At 67.5% G+C, this 15,563-nt stretch carries 11 protein-coding genes and 1 pseudogene; 10 read left to right on the plus strand and 2 right to left on the minus strand.

What is annotated here, in order from left to right; all coding sequences use genetic code 11:
- The first annotated feature begins 385 nt into the window (after nt 1–385).
- Nucleotides 386–1,864: a sugar transferase gene (locus ACIHCQ_RS33415; RefSeq protein ID WP_399670984.1), complete on the plus strand. Its 1,479-nt coding sequence runs from the start codon at nt 386–388 to the stop codon at nt 1,862–1,864.
- Between the two features lie 3 nt (nt 1,865–1,867).
- On the opposite strand, the gene ACIHCQ_RS33420 is transcribed toward ACIHCQ_RS33415, so the two are convergent.
- Nucleotides 1,868–2,869, minus strand: coding sequence for a GDP-L-fucose synthase family protein (locus ACIHCQ_RS33420; protein ID WP_399670987.1), 1,002 nt, complete (start codon nt 2,867–2,869; stop codon nt 1,868–1,870).
- 106 nt (nt 2,870–2,975) lie between these two features.
- On the opposite strand from ACIHCQ_RS33420, the gene ACIHCQ_RS33425 reads away from it, so the two are divergent.
- The 4 genes from ACIHCQ_RS33425 to ACIHCQ_RS33440 all read left to right on the plus strand — a co-directional run bounded on the left by ACIHCQ_RS33425 (nt 2,976) and on the right by ACIHCQ_RS33440 (nt 7,127).
- Nucleotides 2,976–3,563, plus strand: a complete 588-nt coding sequence (locus ACIHCQ_RS33425) for a putative colanic acid biosynthesis acetyltransferase (RefSeq protein ID WP_399670989.1) — start codon at nt 2,976–2,978, stop codon at nt 3,561–3,563.
- Nucleotides 3,560–4,672, plus strand: coding sequence for a glycosyltransferase (locus tag ACIHCQ_RS33430; protein WP_399670992.1), 1,113 nt, complete (start codon nt 3,560–3,562; stop codon nt 4,670–4,672). The genes ACIHCQ_RS33425 and ACIHCQ_RS33430 overlap by 4 nt, the downstream gene beginning before the upstream one ends.
- A 131-nt stretch (nt 4,673–4,803) precedes the next feature.
- Entirely contained in the window at nt 4,804–6,030 is a 1,227-nt protein-coding gene (locus tag ACIHCQ_RS33435; protein WP_399670995.1) for a nucleotide sugar dehydrogenase, read from the plus strand.
- A 74-nt stretch (nt 6,031–6,104) separates the two neighbouring features.
- On the plus strand, nt 6,105–7,127 hold the full coding sequence (locus ACIHCQ_RS33440; protein ID WP_399670998.1) for an NAD-dependent epimerase/dehydratase family protein: 1,023 nt from the start codon (nt 6,105–6,107) through the stop codon (nt 7,125–7,127).
- A gap of 154 nt (nt 7,128–7,281) precedes the next feature.
- On the opposite strand, the gene ACIHCQ_RS33445 is transcribed toward ACIHCQ_RS33440, so the two are convergent.
- On the minus strand, nt 7,282–8,532 hold the full coding sequence (locus ACIHCQ_RS33445; protein WP_399671001.1) for a glycosyltransferase: 1,251 nt from the start codon (nt 8,530–8,532) through the stop codon (nt 7,282–7,284).
- A gap of 270 nt (nt 8,533–8,802) precedes the next feature.
- Between ACIHCQ_RS33445 and ACIHCQ_RS33450 the strand changes: the two genes are divergently transcribed.
- The 5 genes and pseudogenes from ACIHCQ_RS33450 to ACIHCQ_RS33470 all read left to right on the plus strand — a co-directional run.
- The gene (locus ACIHCQ_RS33450; RefSeq protein WP_399671004.1) at nt 8,803–10,152 is read left to right on the plus strand and encodes a hypothetical protein; all 1,350 of its coding nucleotides are present in this window, start codon (nt 8,803–8,805) and stop codon (nt 10,150–10,152) included.
- A complete protein-coding gene (locus ACIHCQ_RS33455; protein WP_399671007.1) occupies nt 10,127–11,965 on the plus strand; it encodes a hypothetical protein in 1,839 nt (612 codons plus the stop codon). The genes ACIHCQ_RS33450 and ACIHCQ_RS33455 overlap by 26 nt, the downstream gene beginning before the upstream one ends.
- The gene (locus ACIHCQ_RS33460) at nt 11,962–13,503 is read left to right on the plus strand and encodes an oligosaccharide flippase family protein (RefSeq protein WP_399671010.1); all 1,542 of its coding nucleotides are present in this window, start codon (nt 11,962–11,964) and stop codon (nt 13,501–13,503) included. Before ACIHCQ_RS33455 ends, ACIHCQ_RS33460 begins: the two co-directional genes overlap by 4 nt.
- A 78-nt stretch (nt 13,504–13,581) precedes the next feature.
- On the plus strand, nt 13,582–15,129 hold the full coding sequence (locus ACIHCQ_RS33465; protein WP_399671013.1) for a fibronectin type III domain-containing protein: 1,548 nt from the start codon (nt 13,582–13,584) through the stop codon (nt 15,127–15,129).
- Nucleotides 15,129–15,545: pseudogene (locus tag ACIHCQ_RS33470) on the plus strand (adenylyltransferase/cytidyltransferase family protein); the annotation flags it as partial. The gene ACIHCQ_RS33465 and the pseudogene ACIHCQ_RS33470, both read left to right, overlap by 1 nt.
- Between the last annotated feature and the right edge of the window lie 18 nt (nt 15,546–15,563).

A 15,563-nucleotide genomic window follows, 5' to 3' on the forward strand; every position in this document is an offset into this window, starting at 1 on the left:
TCGGACCGGCGCCGCGCTCCACGACTCGTCATACCAGGGCCATCCGGGATTGATTAGAGCCGGAAAGGTGACGCGCCGTCGCAGCGCCGCGGACATTCAATGAGGGGCGAAGACGGCGGCGAATGCCTGCGGGTGCGGCTTCTGCCGCCTGGGGTGCCGCCGACCTCGAATGCCCGGTCCCGTCCATCCGCGAGCTCACATCACGCTGCGGGCCTCGCGCTGTGACGCTCTCGTCCTTCGGGGAGCAACCGCATCCGTTGATACATGCCGAAAGTAGGACATAGTGCTACTGGGTTGATATAACCATCGCATCAGGCGTGTCTGCTGCTCGTGTCCCGCCATCGCAGCCGCGCCCTACGTCTTCATCGGGGTCACAGGGAGAGCCATGCGGCAGTCCATCAGCGCGGCATCACGGCAGACGGCCGCTCTCACGCCGCCCCGAGCAACCTCGCGCAGAGGCCCGAGCGCCGGGCGGTACGTACCGGTCGCGGTCTGTGTCGACGCCGCCGGAGTGGCGCTGCCGACGGCGGCGACGTTCATCGCCATCGGAGAGGCCCACCCCGTGCACCAGGCGGTGGTGATCACCGTCGCCTGGGTGCTCATGGGCGTCATGGCCAGGCGGTACGCGCCCTGGGCGTGGGACGAAGGCGCCCCGGTCGGACCGGTCGTGCGGGACTGGCTGGTGCTGCTCGGCGCCCTGGCCGCTCTGCGTACCGCGTCCGGTCTCGGCAGCGCGCCCGCGGCGGTTCTCGCCGCGCTGTGTCCGTCGCTGGCGGTCACCGTGATCTGCCGCAAGGCGATCCACCGCCATCTGCTGGCCGTGCGCCGCCGCGCCCGGGCGCTCCAGCGCGTCCTCGTCATCGGTGAGGCCGAGGCGGTGGACGCCGTGGTCGGACAACTCGCCGAGCGTACCGACCACGGGTACGTGGCGGTCGGGGCCTGTGTGGTGGGCGAAGGCGACGTGTTGTCCGGCGTACGGGTGTGCGCTCGGCTCCGGGCCGAGGCCGATGAGCCAATCGGCCGGGGCGAGGATGCCCCCTCCGTGGCGGAAGCGGCCGGGGTGCTCGGTGCCGACCTGGTGTTCGTCGCTACGAGCAGGCACCTGTCCGGGGACCGGCTTCGGCGGCTGTCCTGGGCCCTGTACGACCGCGGCTGCCCGCTGATGGTCCTGCCGGGCATCATCGAGGTGGCCCGGCGCAGGGTCCGGCTCACCTCGGCGGCCGGGCTCACGTTGCTGGACATCGCACCGCCGACGCGCAGCGGCGTGCCGACGCTCCTGAAGGCAGCCACGGACCGGGTGGGCGCTCTCCTGCTGCTCATCGCGCTGGCTCCGCTGTTCGCACTCCTGGCGCTCGCCGTGCGCGCGGGCTCGCCCGGGCCCGTCATCTACCGTCAGACGCGTGTCGGCCTGAACAACACGTCCTTCGCCATGTGGAAGTTCCGGACGATGGTTGTGGGCGCGGACCGGCTGAAGAGTGATCTGGCGACGGCGAATGAGCACGACGGCCTTATGTTCAAGCTGCGCCAGGATCCGCGCGTCACCCCGGTCGGCCGCTTTCTGCGCCGCTATTCGCTGGACGAGTTTCCCCAGCTGGTCAATGTTCTGCTGGGCCATATGTCGCTGGTAGGGCCCCGCCCGCCGCTCCCCGAGGAGGTTGCCCACTACGACCAGGTGGAGTTGCGCCGACTGAGCGTCAAACCCGGCCTCACGGGGCTGTGGCAGGTGAGCGGCCGGTCGGACCTGTCCTGGCACGAGACCGTCTCACTCGACCTGCGGTACGTGGACAACTGGTCATGGACCTCGGACATGACCGTCATGGCACGCACCGTCCGCGCTGTGCTGAACGGACGCGGAGCCTACTGAGACTCAGGCGCGAACCGTGGCCTCGGGCACGGACTCGGGCAAGGACTCGGAGTCGGACTCGGACTCGGACTCTCCTGTGCTCAGCCATGACGCGTAGGTGGAAGCGATTCCCTCCCGCAGGGCGATCCTCGGCTTCCAGCCGAGGGCGGTCATGCGGGAGACGTCCAGCAACTTGCGGGGTGTGCCGTCCGGCTTCGTCGTGTCGAAGACGATCCGCCCGTCATAGCCGACGACCTCTGCGACGATTCCGGCCAGTTCGCGGATCGTCAAGTCCTCACCGCAGCCGACGTTGACCGGGGCGTCGCCGTCGTAGCGACGCAGCAGCGTCACGCACGCGTCGGCGAGATCGTCGACGTGCAGGAACTCCCGGCGCGGCGTGCCGCTTCCCCACAGCACGACCTCGTCGAGGCGGAACCGTGTCGCCTCGTGGAAACGGCGGATGAGCGCCGGCAGGACGTGTGAGGACTCCAGGTCGAAGTTGTCGCCAGGCCCATAGAGATTGGTCGGCATCGCACAGATGTACGAGGCCCCGTACTGGCGCCGGTAGGACCGCACCTGCGCGATGCCCGCGATCTTGGCAAGCGCGTACGGCTCATTGGTCGGCTCCAGGGGACCCGTGAGCAGGGCCTCTTCCCGGATCGGCTGGGGCGTGAGCTTGGGGTAGATACACGACGATCCCAGGAACAGCAGGCGCCGTACTCCGGAGGCATGCGCCGCGGAGATCACGCTCAGCTGGATCCGCAGATTGTCCTCGATGAACTGCACCGGATAGGTGCTGTTGGCCATGATGCCGCCCACCTTGGCCGCTGCCAGGACGACGGCGTCCGGCCGGCTGTCACGCAGAAAGGCCGCCGTGGCGGTCGCGTCGCGAAGGTCCAGTCCGGACCGGGGCCGCGCGAGGACCTCATACCCATCGGCCGTCAGGCGGCGGACCACCGCGGAACCGACGAGCCCGCGGTGGCCGGCTACGTACACGCGCGCGGGTGCGGGGAGCAGATCTTGCATGAGGCCGAGTCTGCCAGCAACACGCCCGTATGCACCGCATTACACCAGGAATGCAAGAAAGGTCGTATATATGGAGAAATTGGCAACCTTAAGAAGGGCCATTCTCATGGCGGAGACCGCAGCGCCGCCCGGCACCGGCGACCACACAGGTGAATCCGGCCACAGCGCTGCCGTGGAACGCTCCCTGCGGGGCTTCACGGGAGCCGGTTACGCCAAGGGGCGCCCCCTGCTCGTCCAGGCAGCCTGGTTCGCCGTACTCAATCTTGCCTTCGTCAAATGGTGGTTCCCGGCCCGCTGGCGGCCGACTCTGCTGCGGGCCTTCGGTGCGCGGGTCGGGCAGCGGGTACTGATCCGTCAGCGTGTACGTGTGCACTGGCCGTGGCGGCTGGAAGTGGGCGACGACGTGTGGATCGGCGAGGGCGCGTGGCTGCTGAACCTGGAGCAGATCACGATCGGCAGTAACGTGTGCGTCTCTCAGGGTGCGCTGCTGTGCACCGGGAGCCACCAACGCCACCATCGCACCTTCGAGTTCGACAACGGGCCCATCCGCCTGGAGCCCGGAGCCTGGGTCGCGGCGAGGGCTGTCGTGCTGCGCGGCGTCACCGTCGGCCGCGGCGCGGTGGTGGGTGCCTCGGCGGTCGCCCACCGCGACATCGCCCCGGGCGCGCTCCTCACGTCGGGAGCCGCGGCATGAGGCTCGTCCATGTGGTGGTGCTCGTCAGCGACGACGGAGCGTATGGCGGCCCGACGAGCGTGGCCACCAGGCAGCTCGAAGAGTGCGCCGCGCGCGGCCACGAGGTCACGTTGGTGTCCCTGTGGCGAGGCAGATCCCGGGCACCGGCACGTATCGGCTCGGTCCCGCTGCGTACGCGCCCGGCGCGCGCTCTGCTCCCCGGGCGCTTCAGCGGGCTCATGCACCCGCTGCTTGTCAGGGACATGTGGCGCTCCATGGGCGGGGCCGATGTGGTGCACATCCACGCGGGGCGTGACCTCGTCTCCCTCACCGCGCTCGCCGTGGCCGCGCTGCGGCGCAAGAGGTTCTTCGCGCAGACGCACGGCATGCTGGAGCCGCGGCTCACGGCCGTCGCCAAAGTCTTCGACCGCGTGTACGTGCCTCTCCTGCGCCGGGCACGCGGCTGCCTGGTGCTCACCGAGCGGGAACGGCGGGCGGTGGCCGAAGTCATCGGCCAGGACGGTCCGCCCCTGCTGATACTGCGCAACGGGGTGCGACCGCAGCGAGGCGCTGAGGCGGAGCACCGGCGGCGCGACCGGGAAGTGCTCTTCCTCGCCCGGCTGCACCCGCACAAGCGCCCGGAGGCGTTCGTCGAGATGGCCGCACTGGTCCACCGGAAGGTGCCCGACGCACGGTTTACCCTGCATGGGACGGACGAGGGGTCACTGCCGACGGTGCGTCAGCTCATCGCCGCTCACGGCCTTGAGAAGGTCGTCGGCTACGGCGGGGCACTGGAGTACGCCGAGGCGGCCCGCGCTCAGGCAAGGGCGGCAGTGTATGTGCTGCCGAGCGTCAGTGAGGCGTTCCCCATGACGGTGATCGAAGCCTTGTCCGTGGGCACGCCCGTGGTGTGCACCGACACCTGCGGTACGGCGGACGAGCTGGCGCGCCGTGGGGCGGCGATTGTCACCGACGGCAGCCCGCAGGCCATGGCCGACGCGGTGTGCGACCTGCTGGCCGACGAGAAAAAGCGCGGTGTACTGGTGGAAGCGGGCTACCGTGCCGTCGAAGAAGCCTTTTCCATCCATGCGGTGGCAGACCGGCTGGAAGAGATCTATCGAGGTGTCTGACACCTGGGCTGTCCGGAGGAACTGTTCCGTGCGGCCGGTTTTCAAATCATTCTCGTCGGAATCCGCCTTGTAAGGTTCCGTGCATCGTTGCCCCCGCCGGTGTTTGAACAAAACGGAGATCAGTTCTACCCATGATTCTGGAATCCTGCACCGGAGTGGACAATTCACGGCCCGTCACGGATGTGGTTGTCATCGGCGGCTGCGGGCGAGTAGGACTTCCCCTGGGTGTCGCGCTCGCCGCTCACGGCATGCTTTCGGTGACGCTCTACGACATTGACGCCGCAGCAGTCGACACGGTCAATCGGGGAAAGCTTCCGTTCTCCGAGAGAGGGGCTGCTGAGCCGCTGCGCGAGGCCGTACGCGAGGGCCTGTTGCGTGCCACAACCGATGGTGCGAGCGTCGCCACCACCGAGAACCTCATCGTAGTGGTGGGGACGCCGGTGGACGAGCACCTCAATCCGGATCTCGGGGCGGTCCCACGGGCTTTGGAACGCTGCGCGGAGCATCTGCGCGACGGACAACTGGTCATGCTCAGAAGCACCGTTCACCCTGGGGTCACAGCGCTGACCGAGCGGCTGCTCGAACGGCTCGGCAGGAATGTCGATGTGGCCTTCTGTCCCGAGCGTATCGCCGAAGGCGCGGCCATGACCGAGCTGTTCGAGCTGCCGCAGCTGGTGGCCGCTCGCTCCGAACGAGCCGGCGACCGGGCGGAAAAGTTCTTCCGCACCCTCACGGACAAAATTGTCCGTATGGAGCCGGAGGAGGCGGAGCTCGCTAAGCTTTTCGCCAACACCTGGCGGTACATCAAATTTGCCACCGTCAATCAGTTCTGGATGATGGCGAACGACTTCGGGCTCGACTTCGAGCGCATCCGCGCTGCGATCACATACGATTATCCGCGGGCATCCGATATGCCAGGAGCGGGATTCGCCGCCGGCCCTTGCCTGCTCAAGGACACCCTGCAACTGGCGGCATTCACCGGTAACAATTTCGTCCTGGGACACGCGGCCATGCTCATCAACGAGGGACTGCCGCTCTATCTTGTGTCGCGTCTGGAGTGCAGATTCCCCCTTGCGGAAACGCGGGTGGGAGTTCTCGGCATGGGCTTCAAGGCCGGCAGCGACGATGTGCGCGAAAGCCTGTCGTTCAAGCTTCGCAGAATCCTGATGGCCAAGGCCCGGGAAACCCTGTGCACCGATCCGTACGTCAGCGACCCGCGCTTCGTGGAGCTGGATGAGGTCATGCGCCGGGCCGATGTGCTCGTCGTCGCCACGCCGCACCCCGAGTACCGGAATCTGGCCACGGAGAAACCCGTCGTGGACCTGTGGGGAATCGCCGGCAGGGGCGTACGGGCCTGACCGGCAGTGCGAATGGCTCCCCTCACCACCCGCCCGAGCACCGGCCCCGGGCGACCTCAGCAGAAAGGTCTCCTGTGAAGGTTCTCGTCACCGGCGCATCCGGTCTGATCGGCAGTTACCTCGTGAAAGAACTGCTCCACCAGGGTCATGTCGTGGTGGGTCTGGACAACTTCTCCAAGTACGGCGCGGCCCGCCGCGGCACCCTGGGCGATCCGCACTACCGGCTGGTCGAGGGAGACGCCCGCGACACGGATCTCGTCGCGAAACTGCTGGCCGACTGCGATCACTTTGTCGCCGGCGCGGCCATGATCGGTGGGATCTCCTACTTCCACACCTACGCCTACGACCTCCTCGCCACCAATGAGCGGATCACGGCCGCCGCCTGCGACGCGGCGATCCGGGTCTACGGCGACGGGCCGCTGCAGAAGGTGACGTATCTGAGCTCCTCGATGGTGTACGAGAACACCGACTTCTGGCCGTCCCGGGAGGGGGACGAGCGCCGCATCCCGCCGCCGTCGTCCTCGTACGGCTTCCAGAAGCTGGCGGTGGAATACTTCGCCAGAGCGGCGTGGGACCAGTACAGCCTCCCCTTCACCATTGTGCGGCCCTTCAACTGCGTGAACGTCGGGGAGGAACGGACGGTCGGCCAGGGCGAGGAGCGCTCGGGCGATATCAAGGTCGCCACATCCCATGTGGTTCCCGACCTGGTGCAGAAAGTGCTCAAGGGCCAGGATCCCCTGCACATCCTCGGCAGTGGCGCTCAAGTGCGGCACTTCACCTATGGCGGGGACCTGGCCAGTGGTATCTGCTCGGCGATCTTCCACCCCGCCGCGCTCAACGAGGACTTCAACCTGGCGAACGCGGAGCCCACCAGCATCCTGGAACTGGCGGAGCGGATCTGGCACAAGATCAAGGGTGACGACGAGCCGTTCCGCTGCACGACCGACGAGCCGTTCGAGCACGATGTGCAGCGCCGGACCCCGGACGTGTCCAAGGCCAGGGACATGCTCGGCTTCACCGCGACGACCACGCTGGACGAGATCCTCGAGAAGCTGATCCCGTGGGTACGCCAGGCCATTGCCGAAGGCCGCCTGTGACCGCCCCACCGGCCGGGCTCAGCCGGCGCCGGATCGAAATAGCCGAGGAACGGGAACATATCGGTGACCCGCGCCACCGCGTATTCTATTTCGGCGTCGACCTTGATTTATCCCTGCGTTTATATGGTGCCTTATTCGGTGCTGTCGGGACGGGCTACCTGGTGGAGGAAGGCGTCAGCGCCTCGGACAGCATCGCGGTGATCCGCCCCAGCCCGGCCTGCGGGCTCAGCCGTTCCTGAACGTACGCGGGACCGCGAGCGCCGAGCGCTGCCGATCGGCCGGGATCCCGGATCAGTTCCCCGACACCCTTGTGCAGCGCCTCGGGGTCTTCCGGGCGTACGACGATTCCCGCTCCGGAGCGACGCACTTCCTGAGCCGTGCTTCCGTGCGTGGCCACCGAGGCCACAACTGGACGTCCGCTCGCAAAGTAGGACGTCAGCTTGGAGGGCAGGCTCATGTCCAGTACAGACGTCCGTTGGGTGACCACGAGGACGTCCGCGGCGGCCAGCACGTCGGGGAAGTCCTCGTCGGCCGCGGGCGGCAGCAGGTCCACGTTCGGCAGGTCTGCGGCAAGACGCCCGAGGTGTGTCCGCTGGCTGCCGTCCCCCATGATCGCGACCCGCATGCGCGGAGTGTCACGGGCCGCGATCCGCGCCGTGTCGACCAGCACCTCCAGCCCCTGTTTGAGCCCCATGTTCCCGGAGTGCAGCACGACGAATTCCTCCTCTCCCCAGCCGAGCCGCGCCCGTGTTGCCCCGCGGTCGCCGGTCGGGGGCGTCACATGGGTCCAGTTGGGCACAACTCTCACACGTGTCGCCGGCACACCCGTCGCGGTGACGCGGTCCATGAACGACTCATGCACCACACCGATCAGGGTGGCCGAGCGCAGGATTCTCGCCTCCATGCCGGCCACGATGGAGGCCACGTGGTCGCCGCCCCTGATGCCGCCCTGCTCGGCCGCGGCCCCCATGAGGTCCTGCACCATGACCGCGTGCGGCACCCCGTGGCGACGGGCGAGCCGGCTGCCGATAACGCCTCCCGCGAGCGTCGGCATCTGACTGATCACCAGGTCCGGCCGTCCGGCCGGTGGTCCCAGCGATCCATGCGCAAGGAAGCTGACCTCGTGCAGCCCTCTCAGCAGCACTGTTTGACGCGACGGGACGAAACTGCGGCGGCGGTGGACCTGAACACCTCCCCGGCTCTCGACCATCCGCCAGCGCCCCCGGTAGTCGTCGTGAACCCGCCAGGCCGGATAGTGAGGCATTGCTGCGAGGACATCGACATGGGCGCCGCGCGCGGCCAGGTGCTCCGCGGTCCGGGTCGAGTAGGGCGCGATCCCGGCGTGCTCGGGCGCGTAGTTGGTGGACACGAGGAGTACGCGGCGACCCGCGAATAGCTCAGCCATTTACGCATAATACGATCCAAATGCCGCAAATACTCAAGCGACACACTCCCAGGCGCGCCCGATATATCTTGTATTTGAGCTATAACTCCATTGAAGAAGATTCAGGCTATTTATGCGCTTCAATGAGGGGTGCTGGTGCGGGGCAGTCAAGAGCGTTGCGCGGCTGCGGTATTTGGTTGGGCTGTCGTACTCATCGCCTTGCTGCCAGGGCTGATCCTGCAGATCCCCGATACGCGATTCGGGGCGGCACTCGCTGTGCAGTGTGTCGTCGTGGCACATACCGGTGGGGCGCTCACCCGGGTACTCACCGATACGTCAGTGCGGCTCGTCGCACTCGGTTTCTGGCTCTTCGCCTATGTGTGGCTCGGACTGGCACCGTTCGCCATGCTCGCCACCGATACCTACCCCCTTGCATACCGGACCGGCGACGAGACCGCTTTCGCCGCCGGCGCCCTGATCGAACTCGGGCTCCTCGCCTACAGCGTCGGGGCGGCACTCGCCGCCAGGCGTACCCATGGCCGGTCGGTCGTTCTCGAACCGCTGCTTTCCCGCAGGCTCGCACCCATCCCTGTGCTCCTCCTGTGCGGCTTTTCGCTCGTTCTCGCGGTCGTGCTCATCCCCCGGCTGGGAGGATGGGATGCCTTCTTCACCAGCAGACAGGCCGTGCGAGAGTCGGGCGCCGCGTCGGACTCGGCGCGGGTGCTGCGTGCCTGGGCCCTCGCCGTCCCCGCCTTCTGGGCGCTGGTGGCCCTGGTGCATCTGCCCCGCCGGACGACAGGTGACCGGTTGCTGCGCGGCATCCGCTGGATGCTGCTCCCGCTCCTCATCGGGCTCAATGTGGTCGTCAACAACCCCATCAGCAAGCCGCGCTTCTGGGCCGGAACCGTCCTGCTTGTCCTGCTTTTCGCAACGAGCCGGTTCAGCCGCCCGCGGGCCTTTCGCCTCGCCGCCGCGGCGCTTATGGCCGTGGTGCTGCTCGTCTTCCCCTACAGCGACTACTTCCGTTACGACGAACGTGAACCCGTCCATGTTGTCGCCCTGACCGAACAGTTCACCACGAACATGGACTACGACGCCTTTCAGCAAATGCAGACCGGTATCGACTACGCGAAAGAGAACGGCCTCTCGCCGTCGTCCGCACTCGGGCCCGCCCTGTTCATGGTTCCGCGCTCTGTGTGGCCCGACAAACCGCAGGCGACCGGCAGCACACTCGCCCAGTACGCGGGCTATGACGTCCATAATCTTTCGTCACCGCTGTGGATCGAGAGCTACCTGTGGGCCGGTGTTCCTTGCGTGGTGGCTGTCTTCTGCCTGCTGGGTGCGGCCGGACGCCGTATGGACGACATCCGGGAACGGCTGCGGGACAGGCGGGCCACGCTGGCGGTTCTGCTGGTCCCGGCCTTCGCCTTCTATCAGATGGTCTTCCTGCGCGGCAGCCTCCTGGGCATCGCGGGGCCGCTGCTGCTGCTCTTGACCATTCCGCTGTTCATCACCGCCCCCGCCCCCGCCGCCGCCCGGTCGTCCCGGTTCCCTGCACCGGCGCTGCCGCCCGCGACCGCCGGCCACGCAACAATCCCCGGAACAGGAGACATCCGTGACCAGTCCCACCCGCTTCGATGACCGGTACGACGAACCGGACCAGCTCCGCGCCCAACTGCGCCAACTGCTGAGGTACCGCGCCACCATCGCGCTGGGCATCGTGCTGGGACTGATCGGCGGACTGCTGCTGGTGCTGTTCCGCGCAGGCAGCCACACCTCCACCGGTGAGGTCCTCGTCCGCTCGACAGTGGACCCGTTCAGCACGTTCGGTGTGTCCATCGACAACCAGATGAGCATGGGCACGGAGCGGCAGATCGCGCTCAGCGCCACCGTCGCGGATCGGGTGGCGAAGGCGCTGCGCCAACCGTCCCGTGGAGACGCGCTGCTGGAGGACCTGCGCGTCAGCAATCCGCCGGACACTCACGTCCTCAGGTTCGAGTACACAGCGGGCACCGCGAAGCGGGCGGCCCGGGTGACCAACGCGTTCATCGATGCCTACCTGGCTGATCGTAGGGAAAGGACCGAGGACTCGGTGACGCGGATGACGAGAGGGCTGGAGCAGCAGATCGCCGTGCTGGACAAGCGGGACACGGAGAAGGCGGACCCGGCCGCGAAAGCGGCGCTGCGGGACCAGAGGAACGTCTTGCAGAAGCGGATCTCGGACATCAGGGCCCGCGACACCAACGGGGGTGACATCGTGCGCAGGGGCGAGCCGCCGGCGCAGCCCTCGGGGCCGGGAGTGGCGTCACTCATCGGAGTCGGCCTGGTGAGCGGTCTCCTCCTCGGTATCGTGCTCGCCTGGCTGCGAGCCGCCCTCGAACCGCGGGTCCGTTCGGTCGACGATGTCCAAGGAGTGCTGGGCGCTCCCGTGCTGGGCATCCTCCCGGCCACCGACACGGAGAGCGAACTGCTGGAGGTCGGCCGGGTCGGCTGCGGCCGCGCGGAGGCGTACCGTACTCTCGCCCTCCGCCTCCGGCACGGCGAGGGTCTCGCGGTCGGCGGCACACTGCTGGTCGTGGCGCCGAAGCAGGACCACAACGCCGAGGCCGCGGTAGTGAACCTCGCCGCCGCGTTCGCCGAGTCCGGTGATGACATGCTGCTGTGGGACATCACCGCGAGCACATCCGGCCTCGCGGCACGACTGCCGCTGGTGACCGGTAATTCCGGTGCCGACACCGAGCTGGCCGGCCTCCCTGAGGGCCGGGTCGTCGTCGACGCGGGCATGGCGGGGCGATTCGCGCTCTGCTCCGACAGACGTGACACCACCACCGACGACGTCCCGGTGTCCCGCACCGTGACTCGCGTCCTGAAGTGCGCCGGTTCCGGAAGGTCGACGTCGCTCGTCATCACTCGGCCTCTGCTTGAACACACCGACGGTCTCGCGATCGCCCAACGCGTGGACGGTGTCCTCGTGGTGGGCGTCCTGGACGACAGCAGGCGCGACGATCTCAAGCGGGTTCGCGAGTTGATCAGCGTCTCGGGCGGACGCATCGTGGGCGCGGTGCTCATCACGGGCACCCGGCGGAGCCGGCTCCGCGATGCCATGGACGGCGGCCTGGTCCGCCGCCTGAGGAAGCGGGGCTCGTCCGCGACGCCGGCCGCCCGTGGAGACGGGGCCCGGGATCTGCCCGTGACCGCGGATCTGCCCGTGACCGTGGACCTGCCCGTGACCGTGGATCACGCCGACAGCACAACGCGGGAAGGGAAGCCCACCCCACCCCCACAGGTCTCGTCCACGAAGAAAGACAAGCCCACCCGATCCCGGCGGAACTCGTCCACGAAGAAGAACAAGCCCACCCCACCCACCCCACGCGAGCAGCAAGCGTCCCCGCCCTCCCCACCGGAGCAGGACTCGTCCGCGCAGGACAACACGCTTACCGCCCCCCAAGGATGAGCGCCTCCGGAACGGCCGTTCCCGCCGCCGGCGGGGTGGCTGCCCGGAGCGGGGTCGCCGCCACGGCGCGTGGCGGATGGTGGGGCTTCCTGGGTTCGACGGTCAACGCGGTCTTCGGCTACCTCCTCGTCGCCCTGGTCACGCGCGCCCTTGGCGCGCACGGCTCGGGAGCGGTGTTCACAGGCGTCGCCGTCTTCACCATCCTCAGCAACACCTGCAAGCTCGGTGCCGACACCGGACTGGTGCGCTTCGTGTCCCGCGACGTGGCCACCGGCGGCGGCCGGCAGGTGAGCGCGCTCCTGCGCGCCGCCGTCGTACCGGGAGCCGCGGTGAGTACCGTGACCGCCGCGCTGTTGTTCCTTTCTCCCTCGACGGCTATCTCATTGCTGCCGAATCTGGCCCCGGAAGACGCGGTCACTCTGGTCCGGCTCTTCGCACTCTTCCTCCCCCTGGCCACGGTCACCCTGATTCTGCTCGGCGCGACCCAGGGCTACGGCACTGTCATTCCGTTCGTCGGCGTCGAGCAGATCGGCAAACCGGTGCTGCGTGTCCTGATCGCCGTACCGGTCGCGCTGCTGGCTCCGGGGGTGCTGAGCCTGGCCGCCGCCTGGCTCATTCCCTCCCTGGCCGGCGCCCTCCTCGCGTGGCTCGCGCTGCGCCGGTGCCGTGCGAGCGGGAAACCTACTCCCGGGCCTGAAGCGGCCGCTGCCCGGCGGGGATTCTGGGCGTTCGTCGCACCCCGCGCGGTCTCCTCCGTCTTCGACATCAGCGGGGTGTGGGTGGGCGTGATCCTGCTGTCGGGCCTGGCCACGAGTGAAGAGGCGGGCATCTATACGGCCGTCGGCCGTGTCATCGTCGCCGGGACCCTGCTTCAGCTTGCCATCCGGCTGGCTGTCGGTCCGCAAATCAGCCGCCTGCTCGCCCTGAACGAGTTCGAGCAGGCCTGCCATCTGCATCGCATCTCGACGCGTTGGAGCGTGTTGTTCTCCTGGCCGCTGCTCGTGTTCCTCGCGAGTTTCCCCGGCACGGTCCTCTCTCTGTTCGGACCGGAGTTCAAGCTGGGGGCGGATGCGCTGGTTCTGCTCTGTGTTGCCTCGGCGGTCAACGTCGGGGCGGGCAATGCCCAGACGGTGCTGCTCATGGCCGGCAAGAGCTCATGGCATCTCGCGGTCACCGGCGCCGCGTTCGCGGTGCAGTTGACCGCCGGCATCCTCACTGTGCCCCGCTGGGGTGTCCTGGGAGCCGCCCTGTCCTGGGGAGTGGCGATTGTCGTCGAGAACCTCACAGCAGCCGCCCTGGTGCGGCGTCATCCGGGCTTCGCGACCGTCGACCGCGGGTACCTCGCCGCAACCGGCGCCGGCCTCTGCCTCACGGCGGCTCTGGTTCTTCCCGCCAGGCTGCTGGCAGGCGACACGGTGATGGGACTCGCCGTGGGAATCACCTTGGGCATTTGCGTATTTGGTATAAGTTTGTGGCGTTTTCGCACCCTGTTGGGAATGCGTGAGCTCGTCGGCGTACTGAACAAACGCCCCGTGTAAGGCCGTCGCACAACCGAGGCCGCCTTCAACACCGCCCCTTCTCGTCCACCAGTACCACTTCTCTTCACGGGATATTCCATGCACCTGAGAATTCGCACAACGAGGATCGTCACCACCGCTTCCGCGCTGGTCGTCCTCGCGGCCGCATCGCTCACGACCGCCCTGACCGCCTCCGGTTCGGCGGCCACCGGCGAAGAAACCCTGACCGCCGATCCCTTGGCGACATGGCAGACGGACGGCATCGTCTGGTCGCTCGCGTACGCGCGCGGTGTCGTGTACGTCGGCGGTACCTTCGGCAACGTCCGCCCGCCCGGCGCGAAGCCCGGTGAGAAAGAGGTCGCGCGCAAGAACTTCGCCGCGTTCGACGCCGTCACGGGCAAACTGCTCCCGTGCACCCACTCCTTCTGGGGGGCCGAAGACACCGTACGGGCACTCAAGGCGTCGCCCGACGGCAAGGTGCTGTTCGTCGGCGGCTCCTTCAGCAGGGTCGGTCGGGCCGCCGTAGCCAATACGGTCGCGCTCAATACGGCCGACTGCTCGCTGCGCAATGATTTCCGCCCCGCCGTGTCGGCGACCGTTCGAGCCATCGAGACCACCGATACCGCGGTGTACTTGGGCGGCGAATTCACGACCGTCAAAGGCCAGACCAGGAACTACATCGCCTCGCTCAGCCCCAGCGGCTCGCTCCTGCCTTTCAAGGCGGCCATCGACAGACCGGTCCGGGCCATCGCGGCCGCACACAAACACGGAAAGGTTATCGTCGGCGGCGACTTCGACAAGGTCAACGGCGCCAAGACGCATGCGCTGGTCGGCCTGAATCCTTCGACCGGGTCGACGGTGTCCTCGTACCCCAGCTGGATCCCGAGGCGTTCGGTGGTGAAGGCACTGGGACGCGACGGCACCAACTTCTATGTGGGAGCCGAGGGCAACGGGACAGGCATCTTCGACGGACGCATCGCCGGCCGTCTGTCCGATGACAAAATGGTGTGGAAAGACACCTGCTGGGGCGCCACACAGGCGGTGGTCCCGTACAACGGCGTTCTTTACAGCGGATCCCACGCCCACGACTGCAACAACACCCCCGGGGGCTTCCCCGAACTCAACGATCGCCAGCATTTTCTGGCCAACTCGCTCCGCGACAAGAAGATCCTGCACTGGTTCCCCGACACGAACGGAGGGACCGGTGAAGGTCAGGGCCCCCGGGCATTGGTGATGGCCGGGAAAATCCTCTGGGCGGGTGGCGAATTCACCGCTGTCAACGAAAGGCCGCAGCAGAGCCTGACTCGCTTCGCGGCCGCCCCCGACACCGGAGCCCCGGAAGCGGCTCCCCAGCTCAGGATCGCCGATTCACGCGCCGGCAAGGTCACGCTGGCGTGGCGTGCCGCATGGGACCGGGACGACGCGGTGCTGACGTATCTGATCTACCGTGACGGCGTGCGCGTGGCCTCGCGGACGCAGCGGTCCGCCGCGTGGGACCGCCCGAACATGAAATACACGGATTCCATCCCGTCCGGCTCTCGCCATCAGTACACGATCGCCGTGACCGACGGTGAGAACGCATCGGCCAAGTCCGCGCCGCTTGAAGTGACCGCGGCTGTCGCCGACAAGCAGCCGACAGGAGAATGATGGGAGTGGACCGTCTTGGTTACGCACCGGGAGTCTTCGACCTTTTCCACGTGGGCCATCTCAACATCCTGCGCCGGGCCCGGGAGCAGTGTGACCGCCTCATCGCGGGCATCTGCTCCGACGATCTGGTGGTGCACCTGAAAGGCAGAGCACCCGTCGTACCGCTCTGCGAACGACTGGAGATCGTCCGCAGCGTACGCTACGTCGACGAGACTTTCGTCGCGACTGTGGACGACAAGGTCGAGATCTGGAAGAAGGTCGGTTTCGACGTCATCTTCAAGGGTGACGACTGGCTCGGCACAGACGTCTGGAAAGCCTTCGAAACCGAATTCGCGAAGGTGGGTGTGGAGGTCGTCTACTTCCCTCACACCACGCACACCTCAAGCACTCTTCTGCGCGATGTGCTCAACCTGCTTGCCCCGCAAAATCCGGCG

The sequence above is a fragment of the Streptomyces sp. NPDC052236 genome (genome assembly GCF_044548015.1).
GTDB lineage: Bacteria > Actinomycetota > Actinomycetes > Streptomycetales > Streptomycetaceae > Streptomyces.